Source organism: Ruegeria sp. BA2 (assembly GCF_056539605.1).
In genome coordinates, this window is the sequence record NZ_JBQFVE010000005.1 from 180,603 (window position 1) to 204,557 (window position 23,955).

The 23,955-nt window shown below is 57.1% G+C and carries 23 protein-coding genes; 18 read left to right on the top strand and 5 right to left on the bottom strand.

Annotation, left to right across the window (positions count from 1 at the left end; genetic code table 11):
* The first annotated feature begins 155 nt into the window (after nt 1-155).
* The 7 genes from ACR0NN_RS13125 to rpoD all read left to right on the top strand — a co-directional run bounded on the left by ACR0NN_RS13125 (nt 156) and on the right by rpoD (nt 9,662).
* The gene (locus ACR0NN_RS13125; RefSeq protein WP_480684840.1) at nt 156-1,409 is read left to right on the top strand and encodes a sarcosine oxidase subunit beta family protein; all 1,254 of its coding nucleotides are present in this window, start codon (nt 156-158) and stop codon (nt 1,407-1,409) included.
* 55 nt (nt 1,410-1,464) lie between these two features.
* Nucleotides 1,465-1,728: a sarcosine oxidase subunit delta gene (locus ACR0NN_RS13130; RefSeq protein ID WP_170724243.1), complete on the top strand. Its 264-nt coding sequence runs from the start codon at nt 1,465-1,467 to the stop codon at nt 1,726-1,728.
* Entirely contained in the window at nt 1,725-4,658 is a 2,934-nt protein-coding gene (locus ACR0NN_RS13135; RefSeq protein ID WP_170723971.1) for a sarcosine oxidase subunit alpha family protein, read from the top strand. Before ACR0NN_RS13130 ends, ACR0NN_RS13135 begins: the two co-directional genes overlap by 4 nt.
* Nucleotides 4,651-5,196 (top strand): sarcosine oxidase subunit gamma family protein, encoded by a 546-nt coding sequence (locus ACR0NN_RS13140; RefSeq protein ID WP_170723972.1) that lies wholly within the window; start codon nt 4,651-4,653, stop codon nt 5,194-5,196. Before ACR0NN_RS13135 ends, ACR0NN_RS13140 begins: the two co-directional genes overlap by 8 nt.
* Nucleotides 5,197-5,231: 35 nt before the next feature.
* Nucleotides 5,232-5,528 (top strand): hypothetical protein, encoded by a 297-nt coding sequence (locus ACR0NN_RS13145; protein ID WP_170597918.1) that lies wholly within the window; start codon nt 5,232-5,234, stop codon nt 5,526-5,528.
* 80 nt (nt 5,529-5,608) lie between these two features.
* Nucleotides 5,609-7,561, top strand: a complete 1,953-nt coding sequence (gene dnaG / locus ACR0NN_RS13150) for a DNA primase (RefSeq protein ID WP_170723973.1) — start codon at nt 5,609-5,611, stop codon at nt 7,559-7,561.
* 112 nt (nt 7,562-7,673) lie between these two features.
* A complete protein-coding gene (gene rpoD / locus ACR0NN_RS13155; protein ID WP_170723974.1) occupies nt 7,674-9,662 on the top strand; it encodes an RNA polymerase sigma factor RpoD in 1,989 nt (662 codons plus the stop codon).
* 175 nt (nt 9,663-9,837) lie between these two features.
* Here the strand turns inward: rpoD and ACR0NN_RS13160 are convergent, their stop codons facing one another.
* Nucleotides 9,838-10,857, bottom strand: coding sequence for an AraC family transcriptional regulator (locus ACR0NN_RS13160; protein WP_170723975.1), 1,020 nt, complete (start codon nt 10,855-10,857; stop codon nt 9,838-9,840).
* 418 nt (nt 10,858-11,275) lie between these two features.
* On the opposite strand from ACR0NN_RS13160, the gene ACR0NN_RS13165 reads away from it, so the two are divergent.
* The 6 genes from ACR0NN_RS13165 (at nt 11,276) to ribD (ending at nt 14,741) form a co-directional block, all read left to right on the top strand.
* On the top strand, nt 11,276-11,620 hold the full coding sequence (locus ACR0NN_RS13165) for a thiol-disulfide oxidoreductase DCC family protein (protein ID WP_480684901.1): 345 nt from the start codon (nt 11,276-11,278) through the stop codon (nt 11,618-11,620).
* On the top strand, nt 11,526-12,164 hold the full coding sequence (locus ACR0NN_RS13170) for a DUF4166 domain-containing protein (protein ID WP_480684844.1): 639 nt from the start codon (nt 11,526-11,528) through the stop codon (nt 12,162-12,164). The genes ACR0NN_RS13165 and ACR0NN_RS13170 overlap by 95 nt, the downstream gene beginning before the upstream one ends.
* A 174-nt stretch (nt 12,165-12,338) precedes the next feature.
* Entirely contained in the window at nt 12,339-12,638 is a 300-nt protein-coding gene (locus ACR0NN_RS13175) for a hypothetical protein (RefSeq protein ID WP_480684846.1), read from the top strand.
* A 5-nt stretch (nt 12,639-12,643) separates the two neighbouring features.
* Nucleotides 12,644-13,054 (top strand): secondary thiamine-phosphate synthase enzyme YjbQ, encoded by a 411-nt coding sequence (locus ACR0NN_RS13180; protein WP_170686259.1) that lies wholly within the window; start codon nt 12,644-12,646, stop codon nt 13,052-13,054.
* Nucleotides 13,055-13,173: 119 nt separating this feature from the next.
* The gene (gene nrdR, locus ACR0NN_RS13185) at nt 13,174-13,644 is read left to right on the top strand and encodes a transcriptional regulator NrdR (protein WP_170686258.1); all 471 of its coding nucleotides are present in this window, start codon (nt 13,174-13,176) and stop codon (nt 13,642-13,644) included.
* A complete protein-coding gene (gene ribD, locus ACR0NN_RS13190; protein WP_170723978.1) occupies nt 13,641-14,741 on the top strand; it encodes a bifunctional diaminohydroxyphosphoribosylaminopyrimidine deaminase/5-amino-6-(5-phosphoribosylamino)uracil reductase RibD in 1,101 nt (366 codons plus the stop codon). The genes nrdR and ribD overlap by 4 nt, the downstream gene beginning before the upstream one ends.
* A gap of 3 nt (nt 14,742-14,744) precedes the next feature.
* On the opposite strand, the gene ACR0NN_RS13195 is transcribed toward ribD, so the two are convergent.
* The 3 genes from ACR0NN_RS13195 to ACR0NN_RS13205 form a co-directional block, all read right to left on the bottom strand.
* On the bottom strand, nt 14,745-16,742 hold the full coding sequence (locus tag ACR0NN_RS13195) for a capsular polysaccharide export protein, LipB/KpsS family (RefSeq protein WP_170723979.1): 1,998 nt from the start codon (nt 16,740-16,742) through the stop codon (nt 14,745-14,747).
* Nucleotides 16,743-16,745: 3 nt separating this feature from the next.
* On the bottom strand, nt 16,746-17,837 hold the full coding sequence (locus tag ACR0NN_RS13200) for a polysaccharide biosynthesis/export family protein (RefSeq protein WP_480684847.1): 1,092 nt from the start codon (nt 17,835-17,837) through the stop codon (nt 16,746-16,748).
* A gap of 123 nt (nt 17,838-17,960) precedes the next feature.
* On the bottom strand, nt 17,961-19,259 hold the full coding sequence (locus tag ACR0NN_RS13205) for a capsular biosynthesis protein (protein WP_170723981.1): 1,299 nt from the start codon (nt 19,257-19,259) through the stop codon (nt 17,961-17,963).
* 141 nt (nt 19,260-19,400) lie between these two features.
* On the opposite strand from ACR0NN_RS13205, the gene ACR0NN_RS13210 reads away from it, so the two are divergent.
* Entirely contained in the window at nt 19,401-19,988 is a 588-nt protein-coding gene (locus ACR0NN_RS13210) for a riboflavin synthase (protein WP_170723982.1), read from the top strand.
* Nucleotides 19,989-19,991: 3 nt separating this feature from the next.
* Here ACR0NN_RS13210 and ACR0NN_RS13215 read toward each other — a convergent pair whose 3' ends face one another.
* On the bottom strand, nt 19,992-20,780 hold the full coding sequence (locus ACR0NN_RS13215; RefSeq protein WP_480684850.1) for a phosphatase PAP2 family protein: 789 nt from the start codon (nt 20,778-20,780) through the stop codon (nt 19,992-19,994).
* A gap of 599 nt (nt 20,781-21,379) precedes the next feature.
* Between ACR0NN_RS13215 and ribB the strand changes: the two genes are divergently transcribed.
* Genes ribB through ACR0NN_RS13235 form a run of 4 tightly spaced genes read left to right on the top strand, consistent with a single transcriptional unit; the run spans nt 21,380 to nt 23,899 of the window.
* A complete protein-coding gene (ribB, locus tag ACR0NN_RS13220; RefSeq protein ID WP_170686252.1) occupies nt 21,380-22,501 on the top strand; it encodes a 3,4-dihydroxy-2-butanone-4-phosphate synthase in 1,122 nt (373 codons plus the stop codon).
* A 2-nt stretch (nt 22,502-22,503) separates the two neighbouring features.
* Complete coding sequence (locus ACR0NN_RS13225) at nt 22,504-23,055, top strand: 6,7-dimethyl-8-ribityllumazine synthase (RefSeq protein WP_170723983.1); 552 nt, start codon at nt 22,504-22,506, stop codon at nt 23,053-23,055.
* The gene (gene nusB, locus ACR0NN_RS13230) at nt 23,052-23,534 is read left to right on the top strand and encodes a transcription antitermination factor NusB (RefSeq protein ID WP_170723984.1); all 483 of its coding nucleotides are present in this window, start codon (nt 23,052-23,054) and stop codon (nt 23,532-23,534) included. The genes ACR0NN_RS13225 and nusB overlap by 4 nt, the downstream gene beginning before the upstream one ends.
* A 59-nt stretch (nt 23,535-23,593) precedes the next feature.
* The gene (locus ACR0NN_RS13235) at nt 23,594-23,899 is read left to right on the top strand and encodes a hypothetical protein (protein WP_170723985.1); all 306 of its coding nucleotides are present in this window, start codon (nt 23,594-23,596) and stop codon (nt 23,897-23,899) included.
* Nucleotides 23,900-23,955: the final 56 nt, after the last annotated feature.

The window sequence follows — 23,955 nt, forward strand, 5'->3', positions numbered from 1 at the left end:
GGTCGGTCGTTTTGTGTTTCGAGGATGTCGCCCGCGTGGGTGGATTAGTCGCCAACTGACAAGTTTCAGTCGAAAATAGAGGTGGCGTCGGACACCGACATTGTTACTTCTTGGCGAAATTGGTTTGATACCAACATACTCGTAGGGAGTTCTGTATGCGTTTCTCCGGCCTTCGTGTCCTGAAAGAGGGCTTGTCCGGCAACAAAGGCTGGTCACCGCACTGGCGTGAACCCGAGCCGAAATCTGAATATGACATCGTCATCATCGGCGGTGGAGGACATGGGTTGAGCACGGCCTATTATCTCGCCAAAGAACACGGCCTTACCAATGTGGCAGTGCTGGAGAAGGGGTATATCGGCGGAGGGAATGTCGGGCGCAACACGACGATTGTGCGCGCAAATTACTTTCTGCAGGGCAATTCCGAGTTCTATTCACACTCGCTGAGATTGTGGGAAAGCCTTGAACAGGATCTGAACTACAACGTCATGCATTCTCAGCGGGGGATCATTAACCTGTTTCATTCGGACGGGCAGCGCGACGCGGCTGCGCGGCGTGGAAACATGATGATCAGCCAGGGGGATGATGCCGTTCTGCTGAGCAGGGATCGACTGCGCGAGATGTTGCCCTATTTGAATTACGATGATTTGCGCTTTCCTCTCTATGGCGGGCTTTATCATCCGCGCGGCGGCACGGCGCGGCATGATGCGGTTGCGTGGGGGTATGCACGTGGCGCGGATCAACGCGGTGTAGACCTTATCCAGAACTGCGAAGTTACCGGGATAGATATAGAAAACGGGGCGGTGCGCGGGGTTCAGACCACGCGTGGGCCGATCCGGGCAAAGAAGGTTGCGATGGTTGCGGCAGGCCGGTCAGGGCAAGTGGCGGCGATGGCTGGCATGCGCTTGCCAATCGAAAGCCATGTTCTGCAGGCCTTTGTGACCGAGGGGCTGAAGCCTTGCATTGATCATGTCGTGACCTTTGGCATGGGGCATTTCTATATCAGCCAATCGGACAAAGGCGGGCTGGTCTTCGGTGGTGATCTGGATTTCTACGCTTCCTACGCGGCGCGGGGTAACCTGCCGACCGTGGAGAGCGTGATGGAGGCCGGGATGGCCCTGATGCCAATGATTGGTAAGGCGCGGGTCCTGCGGTCCTGGGGTGGTATCATGGATATGTCACCCGATGGCTCACCGATCATCGACCGAACGGATATCGAAGGCCTCTATCTGAATTGTGGCTGGAACTATGGTGGGTTCAAGGCGGTTCCGGGCTCGGGCAATGTGTTTGCGCATCTGATCGCAACGGATCGGTATCATGAGAATGCGACCGGATTCCAACTCGATCGCTTCCGCACTGGTCGCGGGATCATCGATGAAGAGGGCAAGGGCTCTCAACACAATCTGCATTGAGATCGGCGATGTCGGATTCGAGTATTTCTGGAAAGATGAAGTTGGGGGTGCGGGTGTGAGGATTACCTGTCCATGTTGTGGTGAGCGGGATCGCCGCGAGTTCTATTATCGCGGGGCAGCCGTTGATCTGGAACGCCCCGCCCCGGACGCGGGTGAAGCTGCGTGGGATGACTTTGTCTATCTGCGCGACAATCCGGCCGGAGTGACCCGCGAGCTTTGGTATCACGAGGGCGGCTGCGGTGCCTGGATCGTGGTTACACGCAACACGGTTACGCATGAGATATTGGGCACGCAATTGGCCTCAGAGGTGAACGCATGAGGATCGCAGGCAAGGGGCTGGTTGATCGTACGAAAACGGTGCCGTTTGTATTTGACGGTGTCAGCTATGAAGGGTTTCAAGGCGACACTCTGGCGTCGGCCTTGTTGGCCAATGGCGTGCGACTGATGGGGCGGTCGTTCAAGTATCACCGCCCGCGCGGCGTTCTGACGGCGGGAAGTGAAGAGCCTAACGCCTTGGTGACAGTGGGGCAGGGAGGTGCACAGGAACCGAACGTGCGGGCCACGATGCAGGAAATTTATTCAGGGCTTGAGGCGCGCAGCCAAAACCGTTGGCCCAGCCTCGGATTTGATGTGATGGCCGTGAATGATCTGGCCGCTCCGTTTCTGGGTGCAGGGTTCTACTATAAGACATTCATGTGGCCCAAGAGCTTTTGGGAAAAGCTTTATGAGCCTGTAATCCGTCGCGCGGCGGGCCTGGGCGCGTTGTCCGGTGACGATAACACCGACAAATATGAAAGCGCCTATGCCTTCTGCGATGTGTTGGTCATTGGTGCGGGGCCTGCCGGGCTGATGGCGGCCTTAACAGCCGCGCGTGCCGGGGCAGACGTCATACTGGCCGATGAGAATGCGCGCATGGGCGGGCGGTTGCTGGCAGAGACTTATGAGATTGACGGAAAACCGGGTCACGTATGGGCGGATGAGGTTCTGGCGGAACTCGGCGGCATGGACAACGTGCGCCTGATGACCCGCACGACCGTGGCAGGGGCCTACGATCAAGGCACTTATGCGGCGTTGGAACGAGTGCTGCATCATACGGATCGGCGACCGAACGGGGCGCCGCTGGAGACATACTGGCGGATCGTGGCCAAACGCTCGGTTCTGGCAGCGGGGGCGCTGGAGCGCCCAGTGGCGTTCCGCGACAATGACCGGCCGGGGATCATGACGGCTGGTGCCGTGCGGGCCTATCTGAATCGCTGGGGTGTCAGCCCAGGGCAGAACGTGACGATCTTTGGCAACACCAATGACATCCACCGCACTGCGCGGGATTTGTTGGAGGCAGGCGTCCACGTGGCCGCCGTGATCGACAGCCGACATGATGCCCCATTGTCAGATGACTATGAAGTGCTGCGTGGTGCGCAGGTCTGCGGAAGCTCGGGGCGCAAAGGGCTGGAGGCGATCACTGTGCGTCGCGCCAGCGGCGAGGAGCGTATTCATACCGACTGTTTGGCGATGACTGGCGGATGGAATCCTTCGGTGCATCTAACGTGTCACATGAACGGTCGCCCAACTTGGAAGCGTGAGATCGAAGCTTTTGTGCCCTCACCGGGGGCGGTGCCGGGTATGATGACGGCAGGGGCGTGTAACGGTTCATTCTCGACCGCGGCGTGCATGCGCGACGGGGTTGAAGCGGGAGAAGCCGTTGCTGCTGACCTTGGTTTGAAGGTTGTCAAAACCGCGCTGCCGCAAGCTGAAGATACGCCATACGAAATAACTCAGCTGTGGTCTGTTCCCGGCAAAGGGCGCGCGTGGTTGGATTTCCAGAACGATGTCACAGTGAAAGACGTCAAGCAGGCCGCGACCGAGAACTTCCGGTCGGTCGAGCATATGAAGCGTTACACCACTCAGGGCATGGCGACGGATCAAGGCAAAAACTCGAACGTGGCAGCGCTGGCCATTCTGGCCGATGCGACGGGTCGTGGAATACCGGAAACCGGGACCACCACATTCCGGCCGCCATATTCTCCGATTGCCATGGCCGCATTGGGTGCCGGAGCCGAAGGCGAGGGGTTCAAACCCCAGCGATTTGCCACATCGCATAAAGCGACAGTGGCGCGTAAGGCTCCGATGATCGAAGCAGGTTTGTGGTATCGCCCCAGCTATTTCCCCAAGGATGGCGAGACGACATGGCGGCAGTCGTGCGACCGTGAGGTCAATATGGTGCGCCAGTCTGTTGGGGTGTGCGATGTCTCGACCCTTGGCAAGATCGACATTCAGGGACCGGATGCGGGTGCGTTTCTGGATTTTGTCTATACCAACATGTTCTCCACCCTCAAAGTCGGCCGCGCACGTTATGGCCTGATGTTGCGTGAGGATGGGTTCGTCATGGATGACGGTACGACCGCGCGGCTGGGTGAAACGCATTACGTGATGACCACGACGACCGCCGGTGCGGGCGACGTCATGAAGCATCTGGAATTCGTACATCAAGGCCTGCGCCCGGATTGGGATGTCTCGTTCACGTCGGTTACCGAGCAGTGGGCGCAGTTTGCAGTGGCGGGTCCAAAATCGCGAGAGCTGTTGAACGGTCTGCTCGATACACCTCTGGATGATGAAAGCTGGCCCTTTATGGCCTGTGGCCCGATCTCAGTGCTGGGGGTTCAGGGGCGTTTGTTCCGCATCTCGTTCTCGGGTGAACATGCCTATGAGATCGCCGTACCTGCCCGCTATGGCGCAAGCCTGTTCGACATTCTGACCGAGCGTGCAGAAGCGCTGGGTGGAGGTCTTTATGGGATGGAAGCGTTGAACGTTCTGCGGATCGAAAAGGGCTTTATTACGCATTCCGAGATTCACGGGCGCATAACGGCCTATGATATCGGCATGGGCCGGATGGTGTCTCAGAAGAAAGACTGCATCGGCAAGACCATGTCCGAACGTCCCGGGCTCGAAGAGCTGGGTCGTGAGCGATTGGTCGGGTTGAAACCAATCGGTGAAAGCAGGGAACTGCTGGCCGGAGCGCATCTTTACAACGAAGAGGCTGAGCCCGTTCGGACAAATGATCAGGGCTATCTGACCTCGGTCGGTTATTCACCAACGATGGAATCTATGCTGGGGCTGGGATTCCTGGCAGACGGACCAGAAAGGTATGGAGAAATCGTAAAGATGGTTGACCATCTGCGTGGTGTGACAACCCTGTGTGAAGTCGTAAACCCGGTCTTCTTTGACCCTGAAGGAGGACGCGTTCGTGGATAAACTGATCGCTAAATCGCCTTGCGACGGGATGTTGCCTCTGACCGTTGGTTCCGTCACGCTCAGCGAAGAGGATGCAGGGGCGATCCATTCGATTTCGCCTTTGAAAAGCAAGCAAAAGACTGTGTCTGAGGCTTTGAAAGCGGCGCATGGGATGGCTTATCCGTCGGCTAACCGGGCGACCGGAAAGGCAGGGTCTCGGGCAATATGGTTTGGACCGGCGCATGCGATGCTGATGGGGCCGGTGCCTGATGCTGGGTTGTTGGAGCATGCGGCCATCGTGGATCAATCGGATGCGTGGACGGTTGTCCGATTAGAGGGCGCTGATGTCGAGGACGTGCTGGCTCGTGTCGTACCAGTTGATTTGCGCGTAACGCAGTTCAAGCGGGGCCATACCGCCCGGACTTTACTGTTCCACATGACCGCTTCGATCACGCGTGTCGGCGAAAATACGTTTCAGATCATGGTCTTCCGGTCAATGGCTGAGACGTTGATTCACGATCTGAAAAGGGCGATGGAAGGCATCGCCGCGCGCGGGTAGACTTCTTTGAACGAAACGAATCCTCGGAGACCTTCATGTTGCGTATCGCCATTGTCACGGCCTTGCTTGCCACCCCTGCGTTTGCTCAGGAAACCAAAGAGCAGAGCTGCAAGTATCAGGCCGATGTTGTTGCTGCGATTCAGCAGGCGCGCCTTGATCGGGTGAAAGAGCGTGATGTGGCGCAGGCAGTGGCAGATAGCGGCCCGACTTGGCCGGAAAACTACAACGCGGCGGTTCCGCTGATCACACCTTGGGTCTATGAACAAAAGATGCGCGATGTGCGTAAGAAAGACCTCGGCGCCGCATGGCTGGAGCTGTGTTTGCAGCAATAATCCACAGCCAGATCATTTCTTTGTGGACAACCGCGTGCCATCCCCTTGGCGCGCGTTTTCATTTCTGGCAGGTTTGACCCATGTCTTTGCCCCCCGGATTTCTGGATGAACTGCGCACGCGCCTCAGCCTGTCTCAGGTTGTTGGGCGTAAGGTCATGTGGGACCAGCGTAAATCCAATCAGGGCAAAGGAGACATGTGGGCACCGTGCCCGTTTCACCATGAAAAAACCGCCTCGTTCCACGTCGATGACCAAAAGGGATTCTACTACTGCTTTGGCTGCCACGCTAAAGGCGACGCAATCAGCTTTGTGAAAGAGACCGAGAATGTCTCGTTCATCGAAGCGGTTGAGATTTTGGCGCGCGAGGCCGGAATGCCAATGCCCGCGCGTGATCCGAAAGCGCAGGAAAAACAGGATCGCCGCTCGCAACTGGCCGATGTGATGGAGCAGGCGGTGCAATTCTTCCGCCTTCAACTCAAGACCGGAGCCGGGACAGGCGCGCGCGATTATCTTGCGCGGCGCGGGCTGGAAGCACAGGCATTGGATCGGTGGGAGATCGGGTTTGCCCCCGATGGCTGGCAGGCGCTATGGGATCATCTGACCGGCAAGAACGTGGCCGAAGATCTGATCCTCGGGGCCGGGCTGGCCAAGCCATCGAACAAGGGTAAGAAACCCTATGACACATTCCGCAACCGGATCATGTATCCGATCCGCGACCCGCGCGGGCGCTGTATTGCGTTCGGCGGTCGGGCGATGGACCCCAATGACAACGCCAAATATCTGAACTCACCCGAGACCGAGTTATTCGACAAAGGGCGAAGCCTCTATAATCACGGGCCGGCGCGCCAGGCAGCGGGGATGGGGCAACCGTTGATCGTGGCCGAAGGGTATATGGACGTGATCGCGCTGGCTGAGGCTGGCTTTGGCGCTGCGGTCGCGCCCTTGGGAACCGCGATCACCGAGCATCAGTTGCAATTGCTGTGGCGCATTTCTGATGAGCCAATCATTGCGCTGGATGGCGATACTGCAGGATTGCGCGCGGCGATGAGGGCGGTCGATTTGGCCTTGCCGTTGCTAGAGGCCGGGAAATCTCTGCGCTTTGCGCTAATGCCTGAAGGCAAAGATCCCGACGATCTGCTGCGCGCTGACGGGCCGGGGGCAGTTCAAGCGGTGCTGGAAGGTGCGATCCCGATGGTCAAACTGCTGTGGCAGCGTGAGACAGAGGGTAAGGTTTTTGACAGCCCCGAACGAAAGGCGGCGTTGGATAAATCCCTGCGTGAGAAGATCAAGCTGATCCGCGATCCCTCAATCCGGTCGCATTACGGACAGGAAATTAAGGACCTACGGTGGCAATTGTTTCGCCCGCAGCGACAATCGCCAAGTCGTCCATGGCAACCGCGCGGCAAGTGGCAACCGCCGGCTCAGCCCGCCACGCCCGGCGCGCGGGCATCTTTTCTGGCCTCGGCCGAGAATGCTGACATTCAGTTGCGCGAAGCGGCCATTCTGGCAATTGCCATTCTAAATCCGCAGGTTGTGGTGCAATTCGAACACCAGCTTGAGGAAATGGATTGTCTCGATCCCGATCACGCCGCGTTGCGTCACGCAATCCTGCGCCATGCAATCGACGATCCTGAGAATCTGCAAGACCACATCATGCAAACTTTGGGGCCAGAACCCCTTGAAAACCTTCTGGCCCTTCGCCATGTCGCTGTGATCCCCTGTGTGTACAAACCGGGCGACGTTGAAAAGGCCGAGATGACGCTGGCCGAGGAACTCGCAAAGATCAAAGCGCTCCGGGGGTTGGATGCTGAGATTGCCGAAGCGGCGGAGGAACAACAGTCTGATCTGGCCGATGAGGCGCTGACATATCGGCTGGCGCAAGCCGCCGAAGAGCGCAACCGTACAAGCCGCAGCCAGAATGAAGACAGGGCCGTTTTCGACATCGCTGACAATGGTGCGCGAATCAACCGCGACGAGAAAGACGCGTTTGAGGCCATCATGTCGGGTATCAATTTCGAGCGGAAACGCCGTTAGTGGTGTTTTCGTAAGGCACTGGAAAAGAAAAACAGGTAAACGGGTGGCCGAATCACTTCTACGCGCTAATGATTCGGTTCTAACGAATCACCCATCCCTGCAGGAGCATTGAATGGCCGCCAAGGATACGAACGAAGACCGCAAATCCGACGAGCAGGAACAGGAAATCTCGCTGGACATGAGCCAGGCCCAGGTCAAGAAGATGATCGCCGAGGCTCGCGAGAAAGGTTACATCACCTACGACCAGCTCAATCAGGTTCTGCCGCCTGAACAGGTCAGCTCGGAACAGATCGAAGACGTTATGTCGATGCTGTCCGAGATGGGCATCAACATCATCGAAGATGAAGAGGCCGAAGAGGAAGAGAACAAAGGCTCGACCGAACTAGTCACGACCGAAGGCCCGCGCGAAGTTGCTCTGGCTGGGGCTGCTACCGAAAAGCTGGACCGCACAGATGACCCAGTTCGCATGTATCTGCGCGAGATGGGGTCGGTCGAACTGCTGAGCCGTGAGGGCGAGATCGCCATCGCCAAGCGGATCGAAGCCGGGCGCAACACGATGATCGCGGGGCTGTGTGAAAGCCCGCTGACCTTTCAGGCGATCACAATCTGGCACGACGAACTTCTATCCGAAGACATTTTGCTGCGCGATGTTATCGATCTGGAAACCACCTTCGGCAATCAGATGGGTGAAGATGGCGAAGTCGAAGAACCGGTGGTTGATACGTCAGCGGTTCAGGCAGCTAAACCAGCAAAGGATGAAGGGCCAGAGCTTGACGCTGATGGCAACCCGATTGCCAGCGATGATGACGACGACGATGACGATCAGGCCAATATGTCTCTGGCCGCGATGGAAGCGGCGCTGAAGGATCAGGTGCTGACCACGCTGGAGCGCATCTCGACCGACTTCGCTCAGCTAAGCGAGATGCAGGATAGCCGGATTTCGGCCACGTTGAACGAAGACGGCACTTTTAGTGCGCAAGATGAAGAAACCTATCAAAAGCTGCGGGCCGAAATTGTGGAACTGGTGAACGGCCTTCACCTGCACAACAACCGGATCGAAGCACTGATTGACCAGCTTTATGGCATCAACCGCCGCGTCATGTCTTTGGACAGTGCGATGGTCAAGCTTGCCGACCAGGCCAGGATCAACCGCCGTGAATTCATTGACGCCTATCGTGGGCGCGAGCTTGATCCGAACTGGCTGGCTGAGATGGCCGAAAAGCCGGGCCGGGGCTGGCAGATGTTCATCGAACGCTCGACCGAAAAGGTTGAGGAACTGCGCAACGACATGGCTCAGGTCGGGCAGTATGTCGGCCTCGATATCCCTGAGTTCCGCCGCATCGTGCAGCAGGTTCAGAAGGGTGAGAAAGAGGCGCGGCAGGCCAAGAAAGAAATGGTCGAGGCCAACCTGCGTCTGGTGATCTCGATCGCCAAAAAGTACACGAACCGTGGCCTGCAATTCCTTGATCTTATTCAGGAAGGTAACATTGGCCTGATGAAGGCGGTGGACAAGTTCGAATACCGCCGCGGCTACAAATTCTCGACCTACGCGACCTGGTGGATCCGTCAGGCCATCACGCGGTCCATCGCGGATCAGGCGCGCACGATCCGTATTCCGGTGCACATGATCGAAACGATCAACAAGTTGGTCCGCACCGGCCGCCAGATGTTGCATGAAATTGGCCGCGAGCCGACGCCGGAGGAACTGGCCGAAAAGCTGCAGATGCCGCTGGAGAAGGTTCGCAAGGTGATGAAAATCGCCAAAGAACCGATCAGCCTCGAAACGCCAATTGGTGACGAGGAAGACAGCCAGTTGGGTGATTTCATCGAGGATAAGAATGCCGTGCTGCCGCTGGACAGCGCCATTCAGGAGAACCTCAAGGAAACCACCACACGGGTTCTGGCCTCGCTTACGCCGCGTGAGGAACGGGTTCTGCGGATGCGCTTTGGCATCGGCATGAATACCGATCATACGCTGGAAGAAGTGGGCCAGCAGTTCAGCGTGACACGTGAACGTATTCGTCAGATCGAAGCAAAAGCGCTGCGGAAACTCAAGCATCCCAGCCGGTCGCGAAAATTGCGGTCTTTCCTGGATCAGTAAATCAAAGGCGCCTCATCCGAGGCGCCTTTTTACTTTGCGCCGATCACATTGTCTGAACTTCGATTCAAATTGGCGAGAACTCACAAGAGCAGTCCCCAGGCTTTGCCTATATCGCTGGTGTCCACTCATGGACAGGCCGGGGCGAGGTGATGGAGCTGTTGACCCCCGGCCACTCTCATTCGCGAGACAGCGGGTGCGATACGCGCTTGCGAAATGAACTGGGGGCCTGCCCGGTCCATCGTTTGAAGGCGGTTGAGAACGCAGGCTGATCGGAATAGCCCAGCGCGTAAGAAACCTCGGATAAGTGCATGCCGTTCTTGATAAATGTTTGCGCCAGATCGGAGCGCAGATCCTCAACGATTTCTCGATACGAGGTTCCTTCATCGGACAAGCGGCGCGCCAAAGTCCGAGGGCTGAGACCAAGCTGTGCCGCTGCATCATCTGCGTGAATAATGGCTCCGGGCATGGAACGCGTGACCAACCCTTCGATTTGTGCCCGTGTCTTTTGTTTGGGAAATTGCCTCTCAGCCAGCAAACGTTCGCCATATTCCACAAGATGCGCGCGCAGGCTGGGATCATAAGTTGGGATCGGGACATCGAGCGAAGGAAGAGACAGGATGATCTCCAGACGCTCAGCACCAAAGGTCACCGGAAACCCTCCGATCTTTTGATAGGTTGCGGCGTGCTGTCCAACGCTGTGCTGAAACCGCATTTCGATTGGGTTCAGATCCCGCTGCGTCAGTGCGCGCATTCGCGCGATGGCGGCGAACAGCAGGAACTCGGTCCGCCGATGGTACCGGGAGAAGCTTGGATCTTTCCAATCCGCCTCAAGCGAGGCGGCGTTACCCGACACACGCAGATTGAAGACAAGAGCCGGGTCTATGATACCGTGGAATCGCGTGGTGTTTTCCATGACCTGTCTAAGATCGCGCGAGTATTTACTGATATAGGCAGTGATGCTGGAGGATGAGCTGAACTCCAGCCCCGCGCGGGCACCAAAGGTGATATCACCAAGCGCATCACAGGCATTGCGAACAAAGAGTGCCTCTTTGTGGGCGCTATACTGCTCGGCTGGCGGATCGATATCAGCGCGGGTCAGCGCACTGTCTTTCAGTGCCCGGTTCACCATCTGCGCGTCAGCGTATTTCTCAAGCGTCTGAGTTAGCAGTTGAATACGCGAAACATCGACATCCATAACCTAGTCCAAAACTCATTCCTGTAATCCTGTTACCTTAGCGGCAATTCGTTTCAATGCGCCAGTCTTGAAGGCCGCGCGCGAGGCCTGTCTGTTTATCACAAGGATTTGGCTGAAATGGCCATGTTAGTCGTGTGATCGGATACCTAAATAGCCGGTGTTGTCGGGTCAGCGCCTTTTGGGGATAAGGTCAGAGCCTGGGCGAACGGTCCACCAAACCGTTTCAACGGGTTCCCCGGCACACTCTATCCTTATGGTTGGTCTGTCATGTCGCATTGTCGCGAGGTATCTCGCATGAAAGCATCCGCGCAACAGCATGCTAAAAATTTGAATTCTTGTGCCCCTAAATCTGCCCATAAATACTGATTTAATCGCCTTTGACGGTGAATGCGTGCTGTGCTCGGGGTTCTTTCACTTCATGCTGCAACATGATCGGGACGAGAGGTTTTGTTTTGCGACTGCCCAATCCCCGCTTGGGCAAAATTTATATTCCCACCTGAACCTGCCAACGGATGAGTTCGAAACCAATCTGGTGATCGTAGATGGTGAGGTTCATCAAAAGCTCGACGCGTTTGCCGCAGCAATGAGGGCTTTGCCCGGGCCATGGCGCGTGCTCTCCATCTGTCGCTTCTTGCCTAAGTTTTTGAAAGAACCGATCTATCGCGTGATTGCCCGAAATCGATACGCTTTGTTCGGACGGCAGGATAAATGTCTGGTGCCGGATACTCGTCTCAGGTCTAGGTTCGCGCCTGATGGCTTCTGACGCTGATCCATTCCTTCAGGCGCTTGGCGAGTACAACGGCCTACCCGCATCGATCCAGCAGTTGCACAGCCGCGAAGGGCGGTATTCCGGCCGCTGCAGCGTCACGCGAGGTCGAGGGCGGCTGGTTGCCTTGATGTTGCGCATCGGGCGGTTTCCACCCGAAGGAAGGGATTTGCTGGTCAACCTTCGCATCAAAAAGAGCGGCTCGAACTGGCAGTGGGATCGTGATTTTGCAGGGCATCGAACCCGTTCACGGATCAGTTATGACTCGCGCCTAGAATGCGTGCGAGAGCAGATTGGTGGGCTGACAATTTGGTTGCAGCCAATTCAAACCGATATGGGATTGGGCGTCGAGATCCGACGCCTCAGTCTGTTTGGCCTACCATGCCCGGGGTTTCTGCTTCCTAGCTCTGCATCGACAGAAAGCGAGGATGCGCAATTGCGATTTCGGTTCGACATCTCGGCGCACGCGCCCGGATTGGGACAGCTGATCCGATACAAGGGATGGTTGACATCTGATCACGAACAAAGAGGGTCGAACTGACATGATCGTTAAGTTCGCTTTGCTGACGATATCGGCGCGCTAGTCTATATTTCAGGTAGAAACAGAAAGATGATTGCGATGAAACAGACAGTACTATGTACATTTGCAGCGATGCTCATGGCAAGTTCCCCAGTCGTGGTTGAAGCGGCGCCGAACGGGTATCGAACTGAACTCATGAGTGGTGACAACTTTGAAGTCATTCCAAGGACACGTCAGGATATCGACGGGTACTGGTGTGCGGCGGCTGATTTTGCGCGGCGCAAGCTGGGCGCTGGCTGGCAGCAACAAATCTATGTCCTGCGAGGCTATGGGCCCAGCGTGACGACAGGGCGCAGAACAGCCGTCCAGTTCACTTTGACGCAGCCCGCCAATGTTCAACAGCAGAGCAGTTTTTCTTCTGGGTTCAAGCCGGGTGACAGCATGTCGGTTCAAGGCGCGAATGGGCGCTGCGGCGTCCGCCCCTTTATCAACTGATCCCGATGCAAACGGAATTCACGATCCAGACACAGGGCGCGGGGCTTTATGAGTTCACCGCCCCTGTGCGCAGTTGGCTAAGCCCGGTTTCAGACGGTCTGCTGACGCTCTTTGTACGGCATACCTCATGTTCCTTGCTCATTCAGGAAAACGCAGATCCCGAGGTCCAGACCGATCTGCATGCCTTCTTTGAGCGGCTTGTCCCGCCATCGGATCATCCCTCAATGTCTTACCTGCGCCATACTTATGAAGGGCCGGACGACATGCCCGCCCATATCAAGGCCGCCGTTATGCCTGTGTCCTTATCGATACCGGTTTCGGGCGGGGTTCCCAGGCTGGGCACTTGGCAAGGATTATACCTGTTTGAACATCGCAGCGCGCCGCACGCGCGAAAGGTCGCTGCGCATTTTATGTGACGCTTTATATTGCGGTGAAAAATTCCGACTACCCAAACCCTAGCGGCTGCCCTATAGTTGTGGATAAGTAAGCCGCAGCGCTTACAAAAAGAGGCCAGCTAGGGACGAGGAGACGGCGGATGCGCTGCCCGTTTTGCGGAAATATCGACACTCAGGTCAAGGATTCACGCCCGGCAGAGGATCACGTCGCGATCCGCAGGCGCCGGTTTTGCCCGGCTTGTGGTGGACGCTTTACCACGTATGAGCGTGTGCAACTGCGCGATCTGGTCGTGATCAAGACCAACGGCAAACGCGAAGATTTCGACCGCGACAAGCTTGAGCGTTCGATACGCATTTCGATGCAGAAACGACCCATTGAACCTGATCGGATCGATCAGATGATCTCGGGTATCGTACGCCGTCTGGAAAGCATGGGGGACACCGATATCCCATCCAACAAAATCGGTGAAATCGTCATGGAAGCGCTGGCCCGGATCGATACTGTCGCCTATGTTCGCTTTGCGAGTGTGTACAAGAATTTCCAGGCGGCCGACGATTTCGAGGAGTTTGTCCACGAGTTGCGCCCGCCGCAGCCTTCGACGGACGAGTGAGCGAAACAGATAAGCGATTTATGGCGCTGGCTCTGTCATTGGGGCGGCGCGGACAAGGCACGTGCTGGCCGAACCCGTCTGTCGGGTGTGTCATCGTGCGCGATGGGCGCATCGTCGGGCGTGGGTGGACACAGCCCGGAGGACGCCCACATGCTGAACCCGAGGCGCTTGCCCAGGCGGGTGAGGCTGCAAGGGGGGCTACAGCCTATGTCTCACTTGAGCCCTGTTCTCACTACGGAAAAACGCCGCCCTGCGCCGAGGCTTTGATCAAGGCAGGTGTTGCGCGCGTTGTCTCAGCAATTGAAGACAGTGACCCACGCGTCGCAGGCCAAGGGTTTGCCATGTTGCACGAGGCCGGGATAGAGGTCACGACCGGGGTGCTGGCAGAACAGGCGGCACTTGACCACGCAGGTTTCTTTCTGAAAACCGAACAAGGCCGCCCGTTTGTGACGTTGAAACTAGCCAGCAGCTTTGATGGACGCATTGCTACGGAAACCGGTCATAGCCAATGGATCACCGGCCCTAAGGCGCGCCGCGTGGTGCATGCCATGCGCTCTCGACATGATGCGGTCATGGTCGGCGCTGGAACGGCGCGCGCCGATGACCCATCGCTGACCGTTCGCGATCTTGGCATCGAATATCAGCCGGTGCGTGTGGTCGTGTCTCGTCATTTGGACTTGCCTTTGATGGGACATCTCGCTCGCACAGCGTCCAAGGTCCCGGTCTGGCTCTGCCATGGCCCTCATCCAGACCCTGAACGTGCGCGCGCCTGGGAAGGGCTGGGCGCAAGATTGATCCCCTGCGTTTTGGATGATCATCACATTGATGCCTCGGATCTGTTGCAGCAACTTGGGCAGGTCGGGCTGACGCGCATCTTTTGTGAGGGCGGATCAGCGTTGGCGGCGTCCTTGCTGGAGCGTGATCTGGTGGATGAGCTGGTTGGATTCACAGCCGGTTTGACGATCGGGGCCGAGGGCCTCCCCGCACTCGGGGCGCTTGGTCTTGAGACTTTGGAGACAGCACCGAGGTTCGATCTGATCGAAACACAGGTTGTCGATGGTGACGTCCTGCATCGCTGGGGACGTGTGACGCACTAAGGCTCAGCGCCACCACCGTGCATGGGTCGCCAGTGCACCCTGTAGCTTTGATAGAATGCGATTGAGAGGGCCGGTGGGGGACGGCGTGCCTTGTGCAAGCCGTTCGACCGCGACTTCGACAGGACAGGCCTGCCCAGTCGCGGGGTCAAAATAACGCGGATAATCGATCAGCGTTGCATGGACCAACCCCATCAATGAAGGCCGCGCGCCACGTCTTGCAGGCACGGCCCCAAGATCGGTCGTCAGCCCCCAACCGGCATAGAATGGCGCGCCCAGCGTCGTGATCTTCACGCCGCGCAACAATGCCTCGAACCCCAGAAGTGAGGTCATGGTCCAGACCTCATCCACATGCGTCAGAAGGGTCGCGGGATCCGTGCCTTCCAATATGATATCGGCCAGATCACTTTCGATCTTGCCCTCGCGCAATCCAGCTTCAACATCTGGGTGCGGCTTGTAGATCAAAACAGCGTCAGGATTGGCTTCACGTGTGGCGTGCAACAGGTCCAGATTGGTGCGAATATTGCTGGTTCCCAAGCGGATCGAAGCGTCATCCTCAACCTGACCCGGCACAAGAATACGATGCCCCTTCGGCAGATCCGGGGCAGGGTGGCCGACGTTATACTTGCTCAGACCCTCAGCAATTAGTTGGGCCGCTAGCCGTTCGGTACGAAGCCTTTGATCCGGGCGCAAGGTCTCGCGCGTGGTGATCCATTCTTCCAGCCGACATGGGTGCGTAGGGTCGTAGTAGATGCCGATATCATCGGTCACCAGCGACAGCGGCGGCACCAGTTCCGCCCCCAATCCACGCGAACGCAGAAAGCCATCCTCGACCCGAGTTGCGTTCACGGTATCAGCGGCTCGGCTGGCCCAGACCATGTGCGGTTGTGCAGTATCTTTCGGTTGCTCAGACACGAAACGCAGCTTGCCATGTTGCCCGAACATGCGCTGCAGGTGGCGGCGCTTCCACACCCGCATCCCGGATGCGGTCCAGCCCTTGTGGTCTTGCCTCCAGGCGCGGGTTTGCGCCTCAAGCGTATCGAGCACGGTTTCCAATTCGCACAGACGATCATGATAAGGGTCATACCAACAAGGGTAGAGGATCATGGCAGCTGCAAAAAGCTGCGCCCGGGTGAGGTTGCGTTGCCGACGGGGCAGGGGCGCCTCGTCTTGGGTCAACCCCCATCCGGCATAGAAGGGTTGCCCGAACACGCGCGGTTTGTGCCCTGCCAAGATGGCCTCGAACCCCATTTGTGATGACAGAGTATAGACGCCGATGGCCCCCTCCAGCAGCGACCAGGGGCTGATGGGGCTGTCCAGAATTGATACACGATCGGTGAGGTCTTGATCCGAGTAATACCCGCTTCGGTGTCCTGATATGGTTTCGGGATGGCTTTTGATGATGATGCGCGCGCCGGGGTTTTCCTCTTGCGCGATGACAAGCATTTCGCGGAACCGTGCATAATCGCCATTGCTTGCAGTGACGGCGGCATCTCCTTGGGTCTGGTCAACGACCAGGACGTAACCGGGATCGGGGGGGGCAAGATCAGGATCAAATGCCGAGTATTTGCTTAGATGCAGCTCTTGGACCCGCGCGATTGCGCCCCGTGCGCGATCCAGCAGGGCGGTGTCATCCAGAGGATGTGTGGCCAGCAGGGTCTCCAAATCCGAGGATGAGCTCGGATCAAAATGCAGTCCTGATCGATCCAGAAGCAAGCCCAGCGGGGCGTCTCCGGTTCTTCCGGGATGCAGCGACCTAAGGAACGCATCTTCGACCCTGAGAAGAGGCGCATTGTGTTTCTGCGCGATACGAAGGCCGCGATGGGCTGTCGGACTGTTGCCCCAGACCCCAACCAGATCATCCGGCTGAGGCAGCCCTAGCCGTATGTCATATCCCGCCAAAGATAGCATGCGCCGCACACGCCGCTGTGTCAGGAAACCGCCGTTGTAAACAAAAAGCCGGGAGCGCTCGCCCCCGGCCATGTTCTCCGGTTCAGAGAGCATTTATCAGTTACCCGTCAGCGTCGCCACATTGGCAAATGGCGTCAAACCTCCGGCAATCAACGAGACGGATTTGCTCCACTGTGCATATGGGGCCTCGGTGACGTATATCGTGTCATCGTCGCGGATTACGAAATCGCGGGCTACAAACAGCCCGTTGGGTGCGGTCAGGTTCAACAAATAAATCATACGCTGATCGCCATTCAGCTCTGGCCGTCCCATCACATTGCGCGCGATGTCCTGCCGTTCATTGCGCAGGACGAAAATGCCGGTGGGGTCCGAGGACAGCGATTGCAAGCCTCCAACCTGCGCCAACGCTTCAAGGGCTGACAAATCCTGACTTTCAAAGGCGACGCGGGATTGGCCGCCGGTCGAACCCAGCGCGATGTAAGAACGGCTATCCTCTTCGACAAGAATACGGTCACCACCACGCAGGGCGATATCGGTTTCCGGGTTGCGGAACAGATCGTTGTACCAGATGGTTCCCTTCTGCTTGCCCCGTATCACCGTCACCAACGCAATATCCGGCGCCACCGCAACGCCGCCTGCCTGTGCAAGCATGGTCGACAAGGTGCCGGTCGGACGTTCAATCGGATAAATACCCGGCGCGCCGATGGTCCCGGTCAGGGATACGGTCGATCCGTCGCCCGGCGTGCGGGTCACCTGAACCTGGGGGTCTGGTGTCTGTTCTTCCAGTTTCGAGGAGATCAATGTACGCAGCTGTTCGGGTGTGTTCCCCGACGCCCGCAGGCGCCCGGCGTAGGGGACGAAGATATAGCCCTCACTGTCGACCTGCACTTGGTCCAGAATGGTCGCTCCACCGGTTTCCGAAGTCAGCAGACCGTCATCGACGTTTTCCCAAATGCTCAGGCTCAGTACATCACCCGGTCGCACGGTGTCCGACGCGACGCTTTGTGCGCTGCGGAATGACTGCGAGAACCCATATTGCGGAACTGCCGAGGTTGCGCGCGCGACGCGGTCGTCGACTTCGACAACGAAGGCATTGCCGCCATTCTCGACCGAACCGGCCAGAATCTCGGTCTTGTTCGGTCCGGATTTGGGCAGCTGACACGCCGCCAGCAGGCAAAGGGCCGCCACAAGCGACGCCCCCCGGATCCATCGGGTAGGAAAGCAATGCACTGCCAATTTACCTCAGTCGTCTTTTATTTTGGAAAGGTTATCCGCTTCGCTTTGAAACATCCAGCAACAGGTTGGCCTCGTTCAATCAACAAGGCGCAACTGTGGCGTTGTGGCCTCTTTATCCGAAAGCAGCACCTCATAAGGGTCCTGAGGCGACAACATCATGTCGACAGCCCGCCTCAGCAATTGACGACGTCCCCGGCGAGAGTAATATCCGCCGGGCACCTGACAGGTTTCCAGAAGAAATTGGCGATAGGCCCGATAGGCTTTGCCACCCGGGGCATCCGGACGGGCGAAAAACGCCTTGATCGATTGCTGCGATACGAATTCCGGTTTGTCATAGACCGATTGCCCGAAAATTCGCAACGGAATGCCGCGCCAGAGAACTTGCTGACCCGCAGTTGAATTGACGGTCACTGCAGATTTTGCATCGCCAAGCAGTTTTGCCAGCTTTCCGCCGGGGACATAGTGAAGACGATCCGCTATGCCGTGCTGCTCTGCAATCTGACGCGCCCTTTGCCGTAGTGGCTCACGGTGGTTTTCTAGAGGATGCTCTTTGATGACCAAGTGATGGTGCGACGGAGCGCCTTTTGCAAATCCCGCAATGACCTGCTCCAGGAAATCAGCCATGCACGAAAAGCCCGAGTGGTATTGGACCGAGCTATCATGCCCCAATTGCAGCAACACAAGATGATAGGGGAAACCGCTCCACCTGACCTGTGCTGTGGCCCAACCGCGTTGCAACCTATGAATTGGCATCAATGCTAAGCGCTTGAAATACAGGCGAAACTCTTTTGAGACCGGAAGCTCTCGATGAGGGCGGAAATTTCTGTAGCGTCTGTTCAGAAACAGAACGAACCAATGATAAAGCGCACCATAAAAGATGTGCTGCCGCATATCCCCCCAATGGGTCGGTGGCGGAGGTGCATGGCCTTCGGATTGCGCGAGTGCTGCTTGCATATGCGCAACGTCCAACTCCATAAGACGCGAGTTCCCATTCGACCCGTTCCGTTCATAAGTCACCCACCAAGGGCGCAAATATCCTTCTTCAAACACATGCACGGTGATCCCACGCGTTTTAGCGATCTGGATTGCGTGGGCATGGATAGGTCGAGTATCGCCATAAAGCACGATGTCAGTCACACCGTGGTGCGTAATCAGTTCGCCAAAAGTTTCAGACCAATCGTCGGGTTCGCCAAGGTACGGAATATAGCTCGCATTGTCGCCCCAAAAGGCCTGATCACCCGCGTTGAAACCAACTCGCCAGACCTGAGCCCCGGCCGCACGAAGCATCCGACCAAGCGCGTTGAAGAACGGGCCATGTGGTCCCTGCAGAAACAGGAACACACGCCGATCGGGGCTAGCGGTAAATTGTGACATGCTGTCTGCTCGGGTGATCGCTTTGTGGTGCGTTTGCACAAAAATATGCCTGTTTCTTGGTTTCACGGCAAGGCAGGGCTTGTCGGTGGGGTCGCGGGCCTTTACCTCGGCGGTTGAAGTTAGGTTCAGAGGGTTGATGAAATGTTTACAGGGATCGTCACTGATATCGGCACTGTTACCGAACTGGACCAGCAGGGCGACCTGCGGGCTCGGATTAAGACACGTTACGATACCGCGGGCATTGATATCGGCGCCTCGATCGCAAGCGATGGCGTTTGCCTGACCGTGATTGCACTTGGCGATGATTGGTACGACGTACAGATCAGCGCCGAGACGGTTTCAAAAACCAATCTTGACAGTTGGGAGCTCGGCAAGCGTGTCAACCTGGAGCGGGCCTTGAAAGTTGGGGATGAACTGGGCGGCCATATCGTCTCGGGCCATGTAGATGGTGTTGCTGAGGTGGTCGCAGTGGTCGACGAAGGCGATAGCACGCGGGTGACCTTGCGGGCGCCAGAAGATCTGGCTCGGTTCATTGCTCCGAAGGGGTCGGTGGCATTGAATGGCACTTCGCTGACGGTCAATGATGTGGAAGGCTGCGATTTCGGCATCAACTTCATCCCTCACACCAAAGAGGTCACCACCTGGGGCGATGTCGCGGTCGGTGATCGCGTGAACCTTGAGATTGACACTTTGGCTCGATACGTGGCGCGGTTGGCCGAGATGTCCTGATCGTCAAGTCGAAGGGCCAAATCTGGCCGTCAACTTTTTGGACAGCCACCACAGCGCAAGCGCGAGTAGGATGGAGGCATAACCATCAACCGCATAATGCCACGCGAGGTGGACAGAACCCAATATTATGACTGCGGTAAACGCGGTCATTGCCCAACCAATCCAGCGTGAATAGGTAAACCCAAAAAGGGCCAGAATTACACTGGTGCAAACATGCATGCTGGGCATGGCAGAAATACCGCCCACAGGGCCATCGTTGAAATGCCCATCGAGCAAGAGTTGATGCCACTCCAGCGCCCAAACCGGGCTTGTCTGGTGCGAGAGATGAAGAAGTTCAACCTGCGGCGCAAACGTATCGCCGAACCCGAAAATCTCATAATACACCGGTCCTACCGATGCGAATGCTGTTGCAAGAAGGTTGCCGCCGACCGCCCAGCTTAGCGCGAAAGCTACAAGGAATATTGTACTACGATCAGGGTCGCGACGATCGATGCAGGCAAGGCAAACAGCCATGTAGATGAAAACGAACCACAGATTGTAGGCGGCATTGATTGCGGTCGTGACGTATGGTGATCCAAGCAGAGGCCAAAGCAGTGTCCAGACATCATGGCCACCGTGCAGCAATCGGTCCAGCTCAGCAAAGATTGGATCCCACGAATAGGGAACCACATTCGGGATCTCAGTTTTGAGATATGAATATGTCACGATGAGTGGAACGATGCTTAAAAAGCTGACAAGCGCGTCAGGGGCTCTTACCCGATCCGATAGCGTCGTCCGCAGATCAGATAGCATCCAGTGGATGGGCTTCTTTGGTTTGACCCTGAAAGCTGCAACGTACAGGCGCCAAAGGAAGTAGTTGGCAGCGATAATGGCTGACAACATACTAAAGGCACTCAGGATCCTTGATGCCGTCGATGCCCAGAAAGAATTGCCTGTATAAGAACTAACGGCGATACCGGCGAGAACATACAATAGGACGATCGAGAGAAGCAGCCTGTTTCGCCGCAATGCGCCAGCGAAGAGAGAGGACTGTTGGGGCAATTCCGTTGAGTATAACACGGCAGTTGTATCTCGCGCGCTTACAAGAGTTCCGTTAAGTTACTGAGGTCAAGCTTGGGCGATCCAGAGGCCTGAATGAGGCATTTTGTGGACAAAGCGGCTCGAATTGATCTGAACGTTCGAGCAAAGCGAACAATTGCTGGGTGTTGTGCGGCCTTCATCGCTGTGACCGATCTACAGATCATCCATAGCGCTGAGAAAAGGCAAACATTCAACTTGCCCTAGAGGGCGTTGACGCCAAGCTTGCCGATCGGCTTCTTCCCAGAGGTCTGGTCTTTGCGTTCACACTGGTCTATCCCGCCATACAAACCCGTTGTGCGAAAGGCTGCCATATGAGTTTTGAAACCCCTGGACCAGTTGAGGCCCAACTGCGCGAGGCGATCAGTCCGATCGAAGATATCATCGAAGAGGCGCGCAAAGGTCGGATGTATATTCTTGTGGATCATGAGGATCGCGAGAATGAGGGTGATCTGGTGATCGCGGCCGAGTTTGCTGACGCGGACGCCATCAACTTTATGGCCACGCACGGGCGTGGATTGATCTGCCTGCCGATGACAGCAGAACGGATCGATCATCTAGGTCTGCCAATGATGGCCGTGAACAACTCTTCTCGTCACGAAACCGCCTTTACGGTTTCGATTGAAGCGCGCGAAGGGGTTTCGACCGGTATTTCCGCAGCCGACCGAGCGCTGACCGTGGCGACGGCGATTAACGAACAGAACACGATGGCGCATATCGCGACACCTGGTCACGTCTTTCCGTTGCGGGCCAAACGCGGGGGGGTTCTGGTGCGCGCGGGGCACACCGAGGCCGCAGTGGATATCTCGCGTTTGGCGGGGTTGAACCCAGCGGGCGTGATCTGCGAAATCATGAACCCAGACGGCACGATGGCCCGCCTTCCCGATCTGGTAGCGTTTGCCAAAGAACATGGCTTGAAGATCGGCACGATCAGCGACTTGATTTCCTATCGTTCGCGCAACGACAATCTGGTCGTCGAAACATCGCGCCAAAAGGTAAACTCGGAATATGGCGGCGAATGGGAGATGCGCATTTTCACCGATCAGACCCATGGTATCGAACACGTCGTGATGGTCAAAGGGGATATCACCACACCCGAACCGGTTCTGACGCGGACCCACGCACTGCACGAAGCTCCGGACATTCTGGGGCTTGGTCCGAAATCGCCTCGTGAGCTGCCGCGTGCAATGGAGAAGATCGCGGAAGAAGGGCGCGGCGTGGTTTGCCTGTTCCGCCAACCCCGCAACTCGCTTTATGCCGCTGATGACGAAGGGCCGCGCACTATCAAGCAAACTGGCCTTGGGGCCCAGATTCTGTCCAAGATGGGTGTGCAAGAGTTGATTCTTCTGACGGACTCACCGGAAACCGTTTATCTCGGGCTCGACGCATTTGGGCTGTCCATCGTCGGAACCCGCGCCATCTCCAAGGATGATTGATCATGGCTGAACAAGACAAGCATGGCGTGCTGCCAACGCCCACATTCGACAAACCGGTGAAACTGCTGATCGTGGCGGCTCCGTTCTATCGGGCCATCGCCGACAACCTGATCGCTGGTGCCAAGGCAGAGATTGGGGCCGCTGGCGGCACCTGCGAAGTCGTTGAAGTCCCGGGTGCGTTGGAGATCCCAACTGCGATCGCGATGGCAGATCGCCAGTGTAACTTTGACGGCTATGTCGCACTGGGCTGCGTCATTCGAGGCGAGACCACGCATTATGAGACTGTCTGCAACGACTCAAGCCGTGCCATCCAACTGATGGGCCTTCAGGGCCTGTGCATCGGCAATGGAATTCTGACGGTTGAGAATGACGATCAGGCCGAGGTTCGTGCAAATCCCGAAAAGATGAATAAAGGCGGCGGGGCTGCTGCTGCGGCCTTGCATCTGATTGCGCTCAGCCGTAAGTGGGGCTCTTCCAAGAAGGGCGTCGGGTTCAAGCCGCCGTCCGAGTCCATCCTTGTGGCGGGCGACAGCAACGGACCCTCGACAGCATGACCCAGACAGACGCGCCGAAACCGGCCAACCAGAAACGCCTGATGAAATCCGCCGCACGCCTCTATGCCGTGCAGGCGCTGTTCCAGATGGAGCAGTCGGGCCAGACGACCCAAGCAGTCGTGACCGAGTTTCTGGATCACCGGTTTGGCGCGGTCTACGAGGGCGAAGAAATGCTGGATGGCGATATCGGTGTCTTCCGCAAGCTGGTGGATGATGCCGTCAACTATCAGGCCCCTATCGACCAGATGACCGACCGCGCGCTGGTGGCGAAATGGCCCATCGCGCGCATCGATCCAACCCTGCGCGCCCTGTTTCGAGCCGCCGGAGCGGAGCTGACCCAAAGCGACACTCCGCCAAAGGTCGTGATCACCGAATTCGTCGATGTTGCACGTGCGTTCTTCCCCGAAGGCAAAGAGCCCAAATTCGTCAACGCCGTTCTCGACCACATGGCGCGAGAGGCCCAGCCCGAGGCGTTCTGACGCCTTTACCGTGAGCCCACATGCGCTAGACTCACCATCACAGCGCAAGGAGGTTCGCCATGCCCAAACTGGTCCGTCTCTACATCACGCAAGTCGTTTGGGGCTTTGTGATCTCGGCCGTCTTTGTCGGGGTACTGCTGGCGCTGAACGTGGCCAATCTGCGTCATCTGATCACCAGCTCGGAAATCGGTCTGATCGCCTTGGTGATGATCTGGTTCATGAACGGAATCGTCTTTGCGGGCGTGCAGTTCGCCTATGCGATCATGAGTATGGCTGAAAAGTCGAACAAACCACGTGGCGGAACACCGATTGCGCATGGTTTGAAGCCTGCGCCGATCAAGCAGGAAGTGCGCGCAGGACGCTGATATTTCTGCTAAATATGTGGCGGGACCACCAGTCAACCGTGCGGTTTGATTCCCGA

Excerpts from the sequence above, each read along its gene's own strand:
- ACR0NN_RS13215 (WP_480684850.1), bottom strand. The coding sequence starts at position 20,780 with ATGCTATCTGATCTGCGGACGACGCTATCGGATCGGGTAAGAGCCCCT.
- nrdR (WP_170686258.1), top strand. The coding sequence starts at position 13,174 with ATGCGCTGCCCGTTTTGCGGAAATATCGACACTCAGGTCAAGGATTCA.
- ACR0NN_RS13225 (WP_170723983.1), top strand. The coding sequence starts at position 22,504 with ATGGCTGAACAAGACAAGCATGGCGTGCTGCCAACGCCCACATTCGAC.
- ACR0NN_RS13210 (WP_170723982.1), top strand. The coding sequence starts at position 19,401 with ATGTTTACAGGGATCGTCACTGATATCGGCACTGTTACCGAACTGGAC.
- ribB (WP_170686252.1), top strand. The coding sequence starts at position 21,380 with ATGAGTTTTGAAACCCCTGGACCAGTTGAGGCCCAACTGCGCGAGGCG.
- ACR0NN_RS13195 (WP_170723979.1), bottom strand. The coding sequence starts at position 16,742 with ATGCTCTCTGAACCGGAGAACATGGCCGGGGGCGAGCGCTCCCGGCTT.
- ACR0NN_RS13180 (WP_170686259.1), top strand. The coding sequence starts at position 12,644 with ATGCAAACGGAATTCACGATCCAGACACAGGGCGCGGGGCTTTATGAG.
- ACR0NN_RS13160 (WP_170723975.1), bottom strand. The coding sequence starts at position 10,857 with ATGGATGTCGATGTTTCGCGTATTCAACTGCTAACTCAGACGCTTGAG.
- ACR0NN_RS13125 (WP_480684840.1), top strand. The coding sequence starts at position 156 with ATGCGTTTCTCCGGCCTTCGTGTCCTGAAAGAGGGCTTGTCCGGCAAC.
- ACR0NN_RS13135 (WP_170723971.1), top strand. The coding sequence starts at position 1,725 with ATGAGGATCGCAGGCAAGGGGCTGGTTGATCGTACGAAAACGGTGCCG.
- ACR0NN_RS13145 (WP_170597918.1), top strand. The coding sequence starts at position 5,232 with ATGTTGCGTATCGCCATTGTCACGGCCTTGCTTGCCACCCCTGCGTTT.
- ACR0NN_RS13175 (WP_480684846.1), top strand. The coding sequence starts at position 12,339 with ATGAGTGGTGACAACTTTGAAGTCATTCCAAGGACACGTCAGGATATC.
- ACR0NN_RS13165 (WP_480684901.1), top strand. The coding sequence starts at position 11,276 with ATGCTGCAACATGATCGGGACGAGAGGTTTTGTTTTGCGACTGCCCAA.
- dnaG (WP_170723973.1), top strand. The coding sequence starts at position 5,609 with ATGTCTTTGCCCCCCGGATTTCTGGATGAACTGCGCACGCGCCTCAGC.
- ACR0NN_RS13205 (WP_170723981.1), bottom strand. The coding sequence starts at position 19,259 with ATGTCACAATTTACCGCTAGCCCCGATCGGCGTGTGTTCCTGTTTCTG.
- rpoD (WP_170723974.1), top strand. The coding sequence starts at position 7,674 with ATGGCCGCCAAGGATACGAACGAAGACCGCAAATCCGACGAGCAGGAA.
- ACR0NN_RS13235 (WP_170723985.1), top strand. The coding sequence starts at position 23,594 with ATGCCCAAACTGGTCCGTCTCTACATCACGCAAGTCGTTTGGGGCTTT.
- nusB (WP_170723984.1), top strand. The coding sequence starts at position 23,052 with ATGACCCAGACAGACGCGCCGAAACCGGCCAACCAGAAACGCCTGATG.